The sequence below is a fragment of the Amylibacter sp. IMCC11727 genome (assembly GCF_029854195.1).
Taxonomy (GTDB): Bacteria; Pseudomonadota; Alphaproteobacteria; order Rhodobacterales; family Rhodobacteraceae; genus Amylibacter.
In genome coordinates this window covers 1,256,510-1,270,401 of record NZ_CP122960.1, presented here as the reverse complement: position 1 = coordinate 1,270,401, position 13,892 = coordinate 1,256,510, and the positions used below count along the sequence as shown (strand labels likewise).

Annotated in this window: 13 protein-coding genes; 10 read left to right on the top strand and 3 right to left on the bottom strand. The window is 53.2% G+C overall.

Annotated features, from left to right (window positions below):
* Nucleotides 1-84: 84 nt before the first annotated feature.
* From QBD29_RS06545 to QBD29_RS06535, 3 genes are all read left to right on the top strand, one after another.
* Nucleotides 85-2,034, top strand: a complete 1,950-nt coding sequence (locus tag QBD29_RS06545) for a HAMP domain-containing sensor histidine kinase (RefSeq protein WP_280100509.1) — start codon at nt 85-87, stop codon at nt 2,032-2,034.
* A 20-nt stretch (nt 2,035-2,054) separates the two neighbouring features.
* Nucleotides 2,055-2,495 carry a response regulator gene (locus tag QBD29_RS06540; RefSeq protein WP_280100508.1) on the top strand — a complete coding sequence of 147 codons (441 nt, stop codon included), beginning with the start codon at nt 2,055-2,057 and terminating at the stop codon, nt 2,493-2,495.
* A 261-nt stretch (nt 2,496-2,756) separates the two neighbouring features.
* Entirely contained in the window at nt 2,757-3,434 is a 678-nt protein-coding gene (locus QBD29_RS06535) for a response regulator (protein ID WP_280100507.1), read from the top strand.
* A gap of 21 nt (nt 3,435-3,455) precedes the next feature.
* On the opposite strand, the gene QBD29_RS06530 is transcribed toward QBD29_RS06535, so the two are convergent.
* Nucleotides 3,456-4,439, bottom strand: a complete 984-nt coding sequence (locus QBD29_RS06530) for a glyceraldehyde 3-phosphate dehydrogenase NAD-binding domain-containing protein (protein ID WP_280100506.1) — start codon at nt 4,437-4,439, stop codon at nt 3,456-3,458.
* A gap of 124 nt (nt 4,440-4,563) precedes the next feature.
* A complete protein-coding gene (locus tag QBD29_RS06525) occupies nt 4,564-5,790 on the bottom strand; it encodes an FAD-binding oxidoreductase (RefSeq protein WP_280100505.1) in 1,227 nt (408 codons plus the stop codon).
* Between the two features lie 134 nt (nt 5,791-5,924).
* Between QBD29_RS06525 and QBD29_RS06520 the strand changes: the two genes are divergently transcribed.
* Complete coding sequence (locus QBD29_RS06520; RefSeq protein WP_280100504.1) at nt 5,925-7,283, top strand: hypothetical protein; 1,359 nt, start codon at nt 5,925-5,927, stop codon at nt 7,281-7,283.
* Here QBD29_RS06520 and QBD29_RS06515 read toward each other — a convergent pair.
* A complete protein-coding gene (locus QBD29_RS06515) occupies nt 7,280-8,521 on the bottom strand; it encodes a branched-chain amino acid ABC transporter permease (protein WP_280100503.1) in 1,242 nt (413 codons plus the stop codon). The genes QBD29_RS06520 and QBD29_RS06515 overlap by 4 nt on opposite strands.
* A gap of 171 nt (nt 8,522-8,692) precedes the next feature.
* On the opposite strand from QBD29_RS06515, the gene QBD29_RS06510 reads away from it, so the two are divergent.
* From QBD29_RS06510 to QBD29_RS06485, 6 genes are all read left to right on the top strand, one after another.
* A complete protein-coding gene (locus QBD29_RS06510; RefSeq protein ID WP_280100502.1) occupies nt 8,693-9,973 on the top strand; it encodes an ABC transporter substrate-binding protein in 1,281 nt (426 codons plus the stop codon).
* Between the two features lie 81 nt (nt 9,974-10,054).
* Nucleotides 10,055-10,981, top strand: a complete 927-nt coding sequence (locus tag QBD29_RS06505; RefSeq protein ID WP_280100501.1) for a branched-chain amino acid ABC transporter permease — start codon at nt 10,055-10,057, stop codon at nt 10,979-10,981.
* Entirely contained in the window at nt 10,978-11,922 is a 945-nt protein-coding gene (locus tag QBD29_RS06500) for a branched-chain amino acid ABC transporter permease (RefSeq protein ID WP_280100500.1), read from the top strand. Before QBD29_RS06505 ends, QBD29_RS06500 begins: the two co-directional genes overlap by 4 nt.
* On the top strand, nt 11,919-12,635 hold the full coding sequence (locus QBD29_RS06495) for an ABC transporter ATP-binding protein (protein ID WP_280100499.1): 717 nt from the start codon (nt 11,919-11,921) through the stop codon (nt 12,633-12,635). The genes QBD29_RS06500 and QBD29_RS06495 overlap by 4 nt, the downstream gene beginning before the upstream one ends.
* Nucleotides 12,628-13,323, top strand: a complete 696-nt coding sequence (locus QBD29_RS06490) for an ABC transporter ATP-binding protein (RefSeq protein ID WP_280100498.1) — start codon at nt 12,628-12,630, stop codon at nt 13,321-13,323. The genes QBD29_RS06495 and QBD29_RS06490 overlap by 8 nt, the downstream gene beginning before the upstream one ends.
* A gap of 1 nt (nt 13,324) precedes the next feature.
* On the top strand, nt 13,325-13,891 hold the full coding sequence (locus QBD29_RS06485; protein ID WP_280100497.1) for a hypothetical protein: 567 nt from the start codon (nt 13,325-13,327) through the stop codon (nt 13,889-13,891).
* The last annotated feature ends 1 nt before the right edge of the window (nt 13,892 follow it).

Genomic DNA, 13,892 nt, shown 5'->3' with positions numbered 1-13,892 from the left:
CAATCTATGACCCAAGACAATTAACCAAACCTTAACGCTTCAGTAATACTCAACTTTTAGGGAAATTTGGGCGGGTGATTTGACGTGCGGCAAGGTTTTCAGCTGATCTCTTCGGGCATTGTGCCACGGTTGCGCATCACGTTTTGCATTATCATTTGCGTGCTAATCGCTCAAATGGCTGTTGTTATGTACCAGATGCGCACGCTCAATCGCTCTGTTGCGGACCTCACCCAATCTGCTGTTGGGGTGTTTCTGTTGACCGAAACCACCGAGCGAGAGTTGAAGAACATGCTTCTTTTGCTCCAACGCGCGAACACGGCAAAGTCATTGGCGGACCTTGCGCCGTTTCAATCAAACCTTGAAACAACCTTGATTAAACTGCGCGAAACAATTGCAAAAATGGCGAAAACAGATTTGTCCCCCGATGACAGTCGTGCCATGGCGACCGCGTTGCAAGAGATTGACCAAGGTGCTGAACAAAGCATCGCTGCAAAAAAGGCCAATTTGTTGCATGCAGGGCATCTTGCAGCCCTAACGGACCAGTTAAATCGCTTGCGTGAAACCATGCGTTCCGATCTGGAAACCCTAAGTTTTGAAGCCGCTCAGCGCACCGAAAACACCATGGCACAGGCCGAACGCACCACGGATCAACAGGGGGCATTTTTGTTGCGCAACATCAGCAATGATCTGGCCATTGCCAATACAATCACTGCCATAACACTGCAGGTTGATGCGCTGTTGGCCAAGGCAGACACGTTGCAAAACCTCGACTCGCGCCGTGCAATCGAAACCAATGTGCAAACGCTGCGCTTTGATTTGCGAAACATCGTTGTTTTGACAGGGCAATTGCCCCAAAACCCGTCGCGTCTTGCCCTTGCACGCTCTTTGTCAGATTTGCGCAGCACCCTGTTTTCTGAAAACGGATTGGTTCAAGAGGTTTATGAAAAGAAAGCCGAGCAAGACCGTTTAGATGCGCTTTTGCTGGCCCAAGACGCGCCGATCCGCCAGATTTCCGATTTATCTGCACTGTTGAATGCAAATGCAGGCCAGCAATTGTCTGCGGCGCGGACCGATTTATCAAAATCCGCCCGCACCTTGATCATCGGCATGGCGTTCACGCTGTTCATTTCCTTTGTCGTCATCGGCAGCGCGACACTGGTTATTCTTGAACGCCAAATCAGCCAACGCATGGCCCGCCTGACCAAAGCTGTGACCTCTATTGCAGAGGGCAACACGCAATACGATGTGCAAGTTCAAGGCAAAGACGAACTTGCCGCGATCGCCGAAGCGCTGGATGTGTTTAAGGTGAACGCGACCGAATTGCATCGGTCCAATCAAGAGCTGGAAAAATTTGCCTATGCGGCGGCCCATGATCTACGCTCCCCGCTTCGTGCCATTCAGGACTTATTGGAATGGACATTGGAAGACGACGAAAACGTCTTTTCCGAAGACGGCGCGGCCAATATGGCGCTGTTGAAAAATCGGGTGGAACGGCTGAATGCTTTGCTGTCCGATTTGCTGGAATATTCCCGCGTCGGCCAAGAGGAAAAAGACCTTATTCACCTGTCTATCAAAGACGTGGTGCAAGAGATTGCAGATTTTGTCGATCCAGAGGGCAATTTTAATGTCACCTATACTGGCACCCCTGACAAAGTACTGACCTACGCCACGCCATTGCGGCAAATTCTGTTGAACCTGATCAGCAACAGCGTCAAACATCATGACCAGAAAACGGGCTCGATTACCGTGCATGCGGGAATTGAACAAAACCGCATCCAGATATCCGTGACAGATGATGGTCCAGGCATCCCAGCAGAATTTCAAGACCGCGTGTTTGGCCTGTTTGAAACGCTCAAACCGCGGGACGAAGTCGAAGGATCGGGGCTGGGCCTGTCAATCATTCGTAAATCTGTTGAACACTATGATGGCACCATCGAACTGCATTCTGATCCCACTACGGGGCGCGGAGCCACTTTTGTATTCGACCTGCCAAAACGTTCCATCATTCGCACTGATCTTAAAACCGCTGCCTAACCCGCGCCAAGGAGCCAGCCATGCAAGACCCCAAAGATTTAACCGCCGTTAAGTTTCTGATCATTGACGATGATATGGTCAGCGTGATGGCGGTCAAACGGGCAATCAAAAAGCTCAAAATCGTCAATCCGATTGCGGTGGCCAAGGACGGTTTAGAAGGATTGGAAATCTTGCGCGGTGAACAGGGCGAACGGGAATTTCTGCCCCCATTTCTTGTTATTTTAGACCTGAACATGCCCCGTATGAACGGCTTTGAATTTCTTGAAGAAGTCCGCAAAGACAGCCGTCTTCACCGCGCTGTCATCTTTGTTTTATCCACGTCAGACGCCCCAACAGATGTGGCCGCTGCCTATTCCAACAATATCGCAGGGTACATCGTCAAAGACGATCTCGGTGACAGCTTTGTCAAAGCGCTCGATATGATTGACGCGTTTTCCAAAGTTGTCGAGCTGCCAAGTTAATGGATCGTGCCCATCGGCCTCAAACCAACGCCGCCATTTAGGCGGAATTTTCAATGAATTTAAGGGAATACCTCGTTGGGGCCACGGCGAATAATGCGCAAGTTAAGGCCTCGTTAACGTTTTTGCGGCACAGTTCTGTCATCCAAGACATAACGCAACGCGGGGAACGGCATGAAGGGGTGGCACGCGGTGTGTGAAATTCGGCGTCCCTATGGCCTCAGTTTGCTTGGCCAAATGGTGTTTAAACAGAGGTGATTTCTGATGAGTGCGATCCAAACCAACAGTTCAAATGCAGTGAGTATTCCCACCAACAACACAATCAATGCGCTGATTTTGGACGATGACAAATTCGACCGCGCCAAAATCCGCCGGCTGTTCAACATGGCTGGTCTTCCATTTGTTCTGAACGAGGCTGACACGCTCAAATCGCTCAAACAGTGTTTGGATGCGATGGAATTTGATGTGGTTCTGATCGACTATAACCTGACTTATGGCACGGGTTTGGACGCGCTGAAACTGATCCAACGTCATCCCAAAAACGCCAATGCTGCTACGATCATGATTACTGGGGATGACCGATCCACCATCGCGGTTGAGGCCATGAAAACGGGTTGCAAAGATTATGTGACCAAATCTGATCTGTCTGCGGGGGAGCTGAAATCCAAGGTGCAAACCGCCATTGAAAAATCAGGGTTCAAAAACTCTGACGAAGGGCGCTGGCGCGAAAATGTGGACAATTTAACCGAAGTGATCGTTGCGAATTACGCACATACCCTGCAACCGCGGATCGCCAAAATCCTGCAGGATACACAGTTGCTGCGCACGTCAATCGAACACCCTGATGTTGACCCTGTAAAAGACCTCGAAACGATCGAACGTCAGTGTATGGATTTATGGCTTGCCTTGACCGACACGGACCAACTGAACATGTCAAACTGAATGAGCGTTCGCTCTCAGGCATCACTTCCGTTTTGCTATCAGCCTTGCCATGTCGATCATTCGTGCGGAAAACCCCCATTCATTGTCATACCAACCATACAGCCTGATTTGATTGGCCCCGACAATTTGACTTTCTAACGCCGCAAGGATCAGGCTCTCAGGCCGCCCGCGCATATCGGTGGACACAACGGGATCATCCGTCACCCCAATCACGTCGGATCGCTCTGCAATGGCGCGCGCTATTGTTTCAACAGGGTCTGCCAGCGGCGTTTTCAGCTGAACCACCGCGTCAACGGCGGACACGCTGATCACTGGCACGCGCACGGCTGCGATGCTCAAGCGATCAGAAAACGCAGGCAGCACCCCAAAAATCTGCTGTGCTGCGCTGGTGCTTGTGGGAACCATCGACACCCCCGCCGCGCGGCTGCGCGCAAAACTCGCTGCGGGCGCATCAACGGTGGGTTGGCTGCCCGTATAACAATGGATCGTGGTGATATGCGCACGCGCCACACCCCAATGGCCTTCAAGCACCTGTAACAACGGGGCAATGGCGTTGGTGGTGCAAGAGGCGTTCGACACGATCTTGGCATCCCCCAAAATCTGCTCGTTCGCCCCGAGCACAACGGTTTTATCCGCTGCTGCAGATGGGCCAGAAATCAACACCGCTTTGGCTCCTGCCTGTAGCCCCCGCTCCGCCACATCACGTGTTTGCGCCGTGCCTGCACATTCTAAAACCACGTCAACGCCTGACAAGTTTAACCGCGAAATATCCCGTTCAGATGTGAAAGGAATGCGCCGACCCGCAATCACAATCGCCCCCTCGGCCATTTCAACTGACTGTGGAAACGGCCCAAAAACGGAATCGTAACGCAGCAAATATGCACACATATCAAGCGCCGCGATGTCATTTATCCCAACGATTTCAATATCTTTATGCGCATCCGTCATCAGCTGGCGCATCAACGTGCGCCCAATACGCCCAAACCCATTGATAAAAATCTGCATGCCAAACCCTCCAGCCAAGTCGCCCCTCCCTGTCCAACAGGGTACAAACGATGATAAGATGTGTCAGAAAGACTGACCTAGTAACGCACGACACATAGGGATTGTAAAGCAGTTCTACCCTGCCCTAGATCACGGCTTTTTCCAAAAACGCCGCGTTGTCTTCGATCCGTTTGTATTCAAAGGGCGTCAAATCCAAGGACCGATATTCGCCATAGGCGATCAATTCGGCCACGCCGCGCCCCATGGCGGGGGATTGCTGGAAGCCATGGCCAGAAAACCCGTTCACAAATACAAAGTTATCAATCTTTGTGTGCCGCCCGATGATGGCGTTTTGATCCAGCAGGTTATAGGCGTAGTGCCCTGCCCACGAATTCACCAACTTGATGGCTTCGAACTGCGGAATTCTGTTGGCGATGGCAGGCCAGAATTTTGATTCCCACAAGGAATGGTCCTGCTCAAAATCATCATAGTCTGCGGCCTCCTCGGTGTGTTCATCCGCACCGCCCCCCGCCAGATAATAGGCCCCATCGGTGCGCATATGCACCCCATTTGGATCAATCGTAAGGGGTAAATCCTGATCGAGCGGTTTTTCCGCATCAAAAATATAAGTGTACCTTTTGCGCGGCTCAACGGGCAGAGGAACGCCAACCATCGCTGCGGTACGGGCCGCGCGCGGCCCTGATGCGTTCACGACCGTGCCACAAGAAATTACCTCGCCAGATTTCAAGGTTACACTGTCCACCGCCGTGCCAGCGGCGTTTTTCTGCATCGAAACCACTTCGTTTTCGATGTATTCCACACCCCGCTCGCGCCCTGATCGTTTCCACCAATCAAAAATCGTGCCCCCATCGAAATACCCTTCATCCACCAAATTGTGGTTGGCTCCAATAATCCCATCCAGATTGTAAAACGGATAGGCGGCAGCAATTTCGTCGCGCGACCAAAACTTAGTCCCAGCCCCTTCGGCCTGTTGAATAACCTGCACATCGCGCAAAGTGTTCGCAAAAGCCTCGGTATTGGCCATGTACATATAGCCATAGCTTTGCAGCAGGATGTCGGGCACGCGCTCATCCCCGCCCATAAAACTGCGAAAATTTTTAATAAACTCGGCCCCAAATTGAGACACTTTAATGTTGATCGGTGCGCTGAATTGCTGGCGAATACAGCTGTTGGTGTGCGCGGTGGAGGAAAACGCGTAACTCGCGTCCCGTTCTATCACCAAAATTGTGCCATCAAACCCCGCACAATCGGTCAGCCACCACGACACAGACGCACCGTACATGGCCCCGCCCACAATGACCACGTCATAAGAAGACCGCTTTGCCTGTTTTGGATAGAGCCCCTGTGCCATGTCGAGTCCTTTCAGAAATTACTTTGAAATCCGTAACACAGAATATGCGCTGCGCAAGCCGCGTGGTCAGATGCAAAACACCATCCATCGTTTTTACCTTTCAAATCGCAGGCAAACTCCCCTAACGTCGCCCCATGATGCGCGCGCTCTGTACTCTTTTGTTGTTTTTGCTGCCCACCTTGGTCCTCGCCCATGCAGGCTCTCAAGGGTTGATCCTGTTGTTACCAACAGAAATTTACATCACCGCAGGCGCAATCGCGGTGGTTGTTACGATCCTGCTTGCTGCAGGGCTTAATCATGGACAACTGACCCGATTGTTCACGCCGCTGACCTTTGGTCGTGCCCCAGCCCCCTTCACCGTTTTGCCAAGCCTTGTGTCGAGCATGATCTTCGCTTGCCTCATTTGGATCGGTCTGTTTGGGCCGAGTGATCCGTTGGCAAACCTGATGTCGCTTACAACCTGGACCCTGTTTTGGATCCTATTCGTGATTTTCTGTGGCAAGTTTGGCCAACTTTGGGATTGGGTGAACCCGTGGGCGGGGCTCTATTCTGTGCTGATGGGGGATGGAGACCCACCCGCCAAACTGCCCACCAGTTTGGGGTATTGGCCCGCAATCTGGTTGCTGTTTGCTTTCAACGCCTTCGGCATTTCCAACCCCGCGGCCACGGATCCGATCCAGCTTGCGATCCTTGGCAGCCTTTATTGGATTTTCACGTTTTTGATGATGGTGATCTTTGGGCGGGATTGGCTGAAACGGGGCGAATTTATCACCGTGTTTCTGGCTCTACTTGCACAGATTTCCGCCTTTGGCCGCGATGAACGGTTTCATTTCGGCTTTCCGGGCTGGCGCATTGTGGCCGCCAAAACACCACCCATCACACTCGCGCTGTTTTCGCTTACTCTGCTTGGCACAGGGACATTTGATGGTTTTAACGAAACGTTTTTCTGGCTGGCGCAGTTGGGCCTGAACCCGCTGGAATTTCCAGGACGATCCGCCATCATTGGGGAAACAATCGCAGGGTTGCTGGCGGCAAATCTGCTGTTGATTGCGTTGTTTTACGGCCTGATATACCTGACCACCCCTGCATCACACCGCAGCGAAATGTTTTGCCGGCAAGCGTTGACCATCCTGCCCATTGCCTTCGTGTACCACTTTGCCCATTTTTTACCGAGCCTCCTTGTAGACATTCAATACACCGTCAAAGCTTTGTCCGATCCATGGCAAACAGGGGCGGATTTCCTTGGGCTTGGCCAATTTTATGTCACCACTGGATTTTTCAACACACTGGCCACACAGCGGGTAATTTTCCTTACCCAAGCAGGAGCAATTGTCATCGGCCACATCATCGCGATCCTGCTGTCCCATCGCGTGGCCGCAGATTATTTTTCAACGCGGCGTGGCGTGTTGATCAGCCAAATTCCCTTGTCGGTTTTCATGATTGGCTACACGGTTTTGGGCTTGTGGTTGCTTGCCACACCCAAAGGTGCTTAATCCACAATTGTCGCCCTATTCCACGCATCCGCGAGGATCGGTCGTTGCCGCCGTGCCACCGCTATTCCAAGGATTGCAACACCACAGGCACCCGCCCACGGCAGAAAGTGATCCGTATCAACCACCATCCCAAACAGCGGCATTTCACTGCCATCTACGATTGATTTCTGCGAATGATAGAGCATCTCTGCAAACGCGGCGCAGCCTAACACGCCAATCCCCGATGGCAGCAAAACGCGCAGGTATGGCCCCCACAACATTCCCATTTTACCAAGTCGAACAGGCAACAAGTGCAAAGCCAACAGCCCCGCCAACCCACCTGGAAAATACATCACCGTGGCCAAGAACAACACGCCCACATACAGCTCCCATAAGTCTGTGTGCAGGCTAAGAACGGTTTGCAACAGCGTGAACACAATGGCCCCTAAAATCGGACCATAAAACACGCCAATGCCGCCCAGAAACGTAATCAACAAAATGGTGCCAGAGGCCTGAACCGTCAGGTTTTCTGCACTGGCAATTTCAAAAGCAATGGCAGAAAGCGCCCCTGCGACCCCTGCAAAAAATCCAGCCCCGCAAAACGAAATAAACCGCACCCATCTTGCTGAATACCCCACAAATTCAACGCGTTCAGGATTGTCGCGCACTGCATTTGCCAGCCGCCCCATAGGGGTTTGGGTGAACACATACATGGCCGCCACACTGATCAGCATCCAGCCTGTCACCAGAAAATACACGTCTAGGTGTTGCGCAAAATCCAACCCGAGGATCTGCGGCCCGTCTGTACGGTCCCACAACATGCCACCACCGCGAAAGAAAGCCACGACGATGATGGAGAAGGATGCCACCAACTCCACCACACCAAGGGAAATCATCGCAAAAGATGTGCCGCCACGCCGAGTCGAAAACCCGCCGATCACCGTTGCAACGCCAAGGGAAAACAACCCGCCAAACAAGGGTAAAATCGGCAGATACACCGCACTGCCCAGCGCCCCGTTCATCACATGCACAGCGGCAAAACCACCCACGCCCATGTAAACCGCATGACCAAAGCTCAGCAATCCAGCTTGCCCCAGAACCATGTTGTAAGACATTGCAAAGACAATAGTAATTGCCATCTGGGTCAAAACAAGAATTGCGCTGTTAGACGAAAAAATTAGCGGCAAAACACAGACGAGGAACACCGCGCCGCCCCAAATTGTGGCCCCCCGCCGCAGATCACGCCGTTGCGTTGTCATCTTTGATTGATCCTCATATCGATCAGGCTAATCCGCATTAAAACAACAGGCTAGCATGACGCTACGGCCCCATCACAGTTTCCAGTTTGGCGAAAAAAAAGTAGACAAATTGTTAGCACACATACAAACTTCAGAAAAAGCAGCGATCAGCAGCCGACTCGGGAGGTCACAATGACAAAACTGATTAAGCCAACTCTCACCCGCCGCAAACTGCTTGGCACTGGGGCCGCAGCATTGGCCAGCACACCCCTTCTGGGCCGATATGCCCAAGCGCAAAGCTCTGAACCTATTAAAATCGGTTTTCAGGTTCACCGCACGGGCATCGGCGCGTCCTACGGCCGTTGGTATGATCGCACCACGCAAGCCGCCGTCAAACGCATCAACGACATGGGCGGCATCAACGGACGCCCTGTTGAGGTGATTTCCGAGGACGATGGAACGGATCCGAAACGCGGTGCCGAAGTTGTTGAGAAATTCGCAACACAACACAACACCGACATCGCCTTTGGTACATTGTTTTCCCACGTGGTTTACGGCTCTGCGCCTCGTGCAGGGGAATTGAAAATGCCGTATTTTGTTGTTTCAGAAGGCCACCATGTGGCGTCTGGCGCGCTCAATCGCTGGACCATGCAGCCTGGCATCACGGACGTGAAATCACAGGTACAGGCCATGGCGCCGTTTGTGGCGGAAAATCTGGGCAAGAAGGTCACGATGATCTATCCTGACTTTGCCTTTGGCCATGATCACCGCGATTACTTTTCTGCAGCAATCGAAGCTCAGGGCGGCGAAGTCGTTGCAAAAATCGCGATCCCCCCCACCGAAACGTCGTTTACCAAATATTTCCCGAAAATCCCGCGTAATACCGATGTGATTTACCATGTCATGGTCGGCCCTGCCGTTCTGACGTTTGTAAAGGAAATGGGCGAATTCTTTGGCCCAAGCAAACCAGAAATCTTTGGCTTCATCGACAGCTTGGAAGCGGTCGATATCGCCTCCCCCGGCCTCGAATTCCTCGAAGGCACCTACTTCTGGGAAGGCAACCCACGCTATGCCCAAGACACCAACCACGATTTTGATGCCAACTACCGCAAAGCGGTCGGCGTCGACGAAAACGGTGCCTCTGTTTCTGATTCCAAGGACGTATCCACATATGCTCATATGTTTGGCTGCTGGGAAACACTCAACATCGTCAAACGCGGCATGGAAATGGCCGATTACAAAGGCGCGGGCGACCGCCAAGCCTTGATTGAGGCCGTGGAATCTATGTCCAATATGGACCTATCTGATGACCACCCTCAGGGTGCAAAAATCTTCAATGGCAAAACGCACCAGACCTTTGGGCATCAATATATTTCCAAGGTTGAAGGCGGAAAACTGGCCCTCGCTCATACTACGTCCATCGAAGATACGATGTACGAAGACGAAGTCGATTACACCACGCAGAGCTTCTAATCTGCGGGTGATGCTGCCAAGCCCACCGCATGTTTCTCCCCGTGCGGTGGGCCTTTTTAACTCCACATGAAAAGTTAAATCATGGATTTCGGCCCCCACCTTTTGCTGGCTATCTTGGAAGGCGGCGTCACGGCTGCGGTTCTCGCACTCACCGCGATGGGCCTCTCCATTGTGTTTGGCGTGATGCGCGTGGTGAACGTGGCCCATGGCGAATTTTACATGGTGGGTGCGGTGCTGGCTTGGTACATCGCCACCGCGCTTGGGGGTAATCCCGCGCTTGGATTTGTGGCGGCGATCATCGTCGCCCCCTTGCTCGTTGGATCGCTTGCCGCAGGTGTGGATCGGCTGATTCTGCGCCGTATTAATTACGATCCAGAACGCACCATCGTGGCCACCATTGGCACGCTTTACATCCTGCAACAAACCACGCTGATGACCTTTGGCCCCAACCCGCGCCCCGTTGAACCGCCGTTTAATACCCGCATCGCACTGCCGTGGTTTGAATGGAGCGATAAAGGGCTGGAGTTTTATTATCCGTGGGGTCTGTCGATCACCTCTTACAAACTGTTTGTTATCGTTGCCGCCAGCGTTATCCTGATCACGCTTTGGCTTGCGATCACACGCTCCAAAGCAGGGCTTATTATGCGCGCTACCCAACAAGACAGCGATATGGCTCAGGCCTTTGGCATCCCCGTCAAAACCGTCTATTCCGTTGTCTTTGGCCTTGGCGCAGGGCTTGCCGCCGTTGGTGCGGTTCTCGTCGTTCCCATTCAACAGGCCTATTACCTTATGGGTCATGACCCGCTGCTCCTCGCTTTCATCGTCGTGATTATCGGCGGCCTAGGCTCCTTGCCTGGAACCATCATCGCCGCGATCCTGATCGGCATGGCAGACAGCATCATTTCGGTATTCTTCACGCCCACACTGGCGAAAATCTTTGCCACATTGTTGGTGGCTACTGTGCTTGTGTTCCGACCTACGGGGTTGATGGGGAAGTCCACCGCATGACGAACACCACAAAAACACACGCACTGCATTATGGCCTTCTAGCGATCCTCGCCATCGCCTTTATGATCCTGCCCCAATACCACTCAGGTAACCTCGCGCGGGTTATGGTATTGGCGATCTATGCCATGGGATACAACATCCTGTTTGGCTACACAGGGCTCCTTTCGCTTGGCCATGCGCTGTTTTTTTCCGCGGGTATGTACGGCCTCGGCCTGACGATGCACTTAGGCGGGTGGACCCCTGCCCCTGCATTCCTTGCCGCACTCCTCGCTTCGGCGGTTGTGGCCACAGTGATCGGCTTTCTGGTCCTGCGCACGAGCGGGGTGGCCTTTATGATCGTCACGCTGATGTTTGCGCAAGCAGGCTACCTCACCATCCTTTATTTCGGCACATATACCCGTGGCGACGAAGGCTTTGCCCTGCAACAAGCCACCCGCCAATTGATGGGCCTTGACCTAACAGACCAGACAATTCGCTACTACACCGCGCTCATCCTTTTCTCCGCCACGCTCCTCTTGCTCGCTTACTTCATCCGCTCGCCGTTTGGGCGCACCCTCATCGCCATCCGCGAAAATGAGGAACGCGCCAAAATGCTTGGCTACAATGTCACCGCGATCAAGCTCAAGGCGGTGATCCTGTCTGGCGTTATCTCAGGCGCAAGCGGCGGTGCTTACGCCCTATTGTTTGGAAACACAGGGGCCACTTTCGCCACCGTTCAATTCTCGATCCTACCGCTCCTTTGGGTCTTGGTTGGCGGAGCGGGCACAACCACAGGTCCGTTCATCGGCGTGCTGTTTATGACCTATCTCATCGACTATGCCTCGGGCCAAACCACCGCTTACCTAATCGTTGTCGGCGTGGTGCTTGTGCTTGTCACCCTGTTTCTGCCCCACGGCATTGTGGGCACTCTGCGCAACAAATACGCGGGGTGGCTGCCATGATCTTGTCTACCCGTGGCCTGACCAAAACCTACGCAGGTGTTGCCGCCAACACAGACGTGGATTTCGATCTACCAGCGGGCCAAACCCGTGCGATCATCGGCCCAAATGGTGCAGGAAAATCCACATTCGTCGGCATGGTCTGCGGCCGCATTCCTGCCTCACGCGGCAGCGTTATCTTTGATGGCACAGACATCACCACCCTGCCCGCCCACGAACGCATCCGCGCTGGCATGGCTTATACCTTTCAAATCACATCGGTTTTTCCTGGCTTGCCAGTACGCGAAAACATCAACCTCGCCGCGCGGCGGCGATTGGGCCGCAACAAACGCGCCGTCCAATCGAAAACTGACGAAGTGTTGCAACGCCTGAACATCACAGATCGCGCCGACCAATTGGCCAGCGATCTGTCCTACGGCCACCAACGCATCCTTGAAATCGGCATGGGACTGGCCCAAGACCCCCGCCTGTTTATCCTAGATGAACCCACCCAAGGGCTAGCGGAATCCGAGGTTGAAGATTTCAATCAGCTGATCAAATCCATGGATGCAGAAACGACGATCCTGCTGATCGAGCACAACATGAATGTCGTCATGGCCGTGGCGGAATACATCACTGTGTTGGATCAAGGCATGGTGCTTGCCAACGGCACCCCGTCCGAAATCCGCGCCAATGCAACCGTGCAAGAGGCGTATTTGGGGACGGGTCATGCTTAGCCTCTCTCACATCCAATCGGGTTATGGCGCGGTGCAGGTCCTCTTTGACCTTTCGCTTACCGCCAATGCGGGCGAAATCACCTGCATCATGGGGCGCAATGGCGCGGGCAAAACCACAACGCTGAAAACCATTATGGGTTTGCTGCCGCTCACATCAGGGCAAATCACCCTCAACGGCACTGACCTGTCCACTATCCCTCCGCACAAAATCTCGCAAAACGGCATCGCCTATGTTCCCCAAGGCCGCCGCCTGTTTTCCGAACTCACTGTGGCGCAGAACCTTGATGTGGGCCTTTTGCACACGCCCAACAAATCGGATGTGCGCGAAGAGCTCCTCACCTTGTTTCCCCGTCTGCGGGATCGTTTGAAACAACAGGCGGATACTCTGTCAGGGGGGGAACAACAAATGCTCGCCATGGCCCGTGCGCTGGCGATCAAACCATCTGTCCTGCTGCTTGATGAACCAACCGAAGGCTTACAACCGTCTATGATTGATCTCATCCGCGATGTGGTGCTGAAGATGAAGGCACAGAACCTTGCTGTGGTCCTTGTGGAACAGCGCGTCGATGCGGTTCTAAATATCGCCGATCAAGTTGTATTTGTCGAAAATGGCCGTAGTCTGGAAACAACCGACACCGCAGACTTGCGGGCGGAACCAGAAAAACTACACCGCTATTTAGGAGTGTAACATGCTCAAAAAAGTCACTTTTTCCACCGTTTCCGCAGTATTTCTTGCACTTCCCACAGCCAGCTTCGCGCAATCTGACGGCGAAACAACAGAGCCAAAGCCCAAAGCCGCCCCAAGGGTGGTTTTTGAAATTCCAAGCGAATCCGTAAATGATGAACCCATTAAAATCAAACGGCTGAGCATTTACGACCCCACCCCCGAACAAGTGCGCGACAAAGCCCTGCTGGATGCCATCCGTGCCGATGTGATCAAAGGCCATGAAGCACGCGATGCGGGCGATGCGAAAACCGCTCTCAATCATTATCAAACCGCGTTGGAAAAACTTGAAAAGACGCTTTTGGAGATCAACAGCTATGACGCGCGATTTGGCATAGGCATGGTGGCCCCTGCCATCGCAGACACCTATGCTGAATTGGGCGATGCGCGCGCCAAACCTGCGGCCAAACGGGTCGCTCGGTGGCACAAATGCGGGTTAATGGCCGCCGCTGGTGAACCCACCGCACATTTTGATCCAGAGCTGTGCGGCGACACGTTGACCTTTGAACTTTTCCGCGCCTCAGGAGCCTAAG

What these genes read in the sequence shown, in the direction of transcription:
- QBD29_RS06540 (WP_280100508.1), top strand. Translation starts at nt 2,055, where the DNA reads ATGCAAGACCCCAAAGATTTAACCGCCGTTAAGTTTCTGATCATTGAC.
- QBD29_RS06535 (WP_280100507.1), top strand. Translation starts at nt 2,757, where the DNA reads ATGAGTGCGATCCAAACCAACAGTTCAAATGCAGTGAGTATTCCCACC.
- QBD29_RS06530 (WP_280100506.1), bottom strand. Translation starts at nt 4,439, where the DNA reads ATGCAGATTTTTATCAATGGGTTTGGGCGTATTGGGCGCACGTTGATG.
- QBD29_RS06525 (WP_280100505.1), bottom strand. Translation starts at nt 5,790, where the DNA reads ATGGCACAGGGGCTCTATCCAAAACAGGCAAAGCGGTCTTCTTATGAC.
- QBD29_RS06520 (WP_280100504.1), top strand. Translation starts at nt 5,925, where the DNA reads ATGATGCGCGCGCTCTGTACTCTTTTGTTGTTTTTGCTGCCCACCTTG.
- QBD29_RS06515 (WP_280100503.1), bottom strand. Translation starts at nt 8,521, where the DNA reads ATGACAACGCAACGGCGTGATCTGCGGCGGGGGGCCACAATTTGGGGC.
- QBD29_RS06510 (WP_280100502.1), top strand. Translation starts at nt 8,693, where the DNA reads ATGACAAAACTGATTAAGCCAACTCTCACCCGCCGCAAACTGCTTGGC.
- QBD29_RS06505 (WP_280100501.1), top strand. Translation starts at nt 10,055, where the DNA reads ATGGATTTCGGCCCCCACCTTTTGCTGGCTATCTTGGAAGGCGGCGTC.
- QBD29_RS06500 (WP_280100500.1), top strand. Translation starts at nt 10,978, where the DNA reads ATGACGAACACCACAAAAACACACGCACTGCATTATGGCCTTCTAGCG.
- QBD29_RS06495 (WP_280100499.1), top strand. Translation starts at nt 11,919, where the DNA reads ATGATCTTGTCTACCCGTGGCCTGACCAAAACCTACGCAGGTGTTGCC.
- QBD29_RS06490 (WP_280100498.1), top strand. Translation starts at nt 12,628, where the DNA reads ATGCTTAGCCTCTCTCACATCCAATCGGGTTATGGCGCGGTGCAGGTC.
- QBD29_RS06485 (WP_280100497.1), top strand. Translation starts at nt 13,325, where the DNA reads ATGCTCAAAAAAGTCACTTTTTCCACCGTTTCCGCAGTATTTCTTGCA.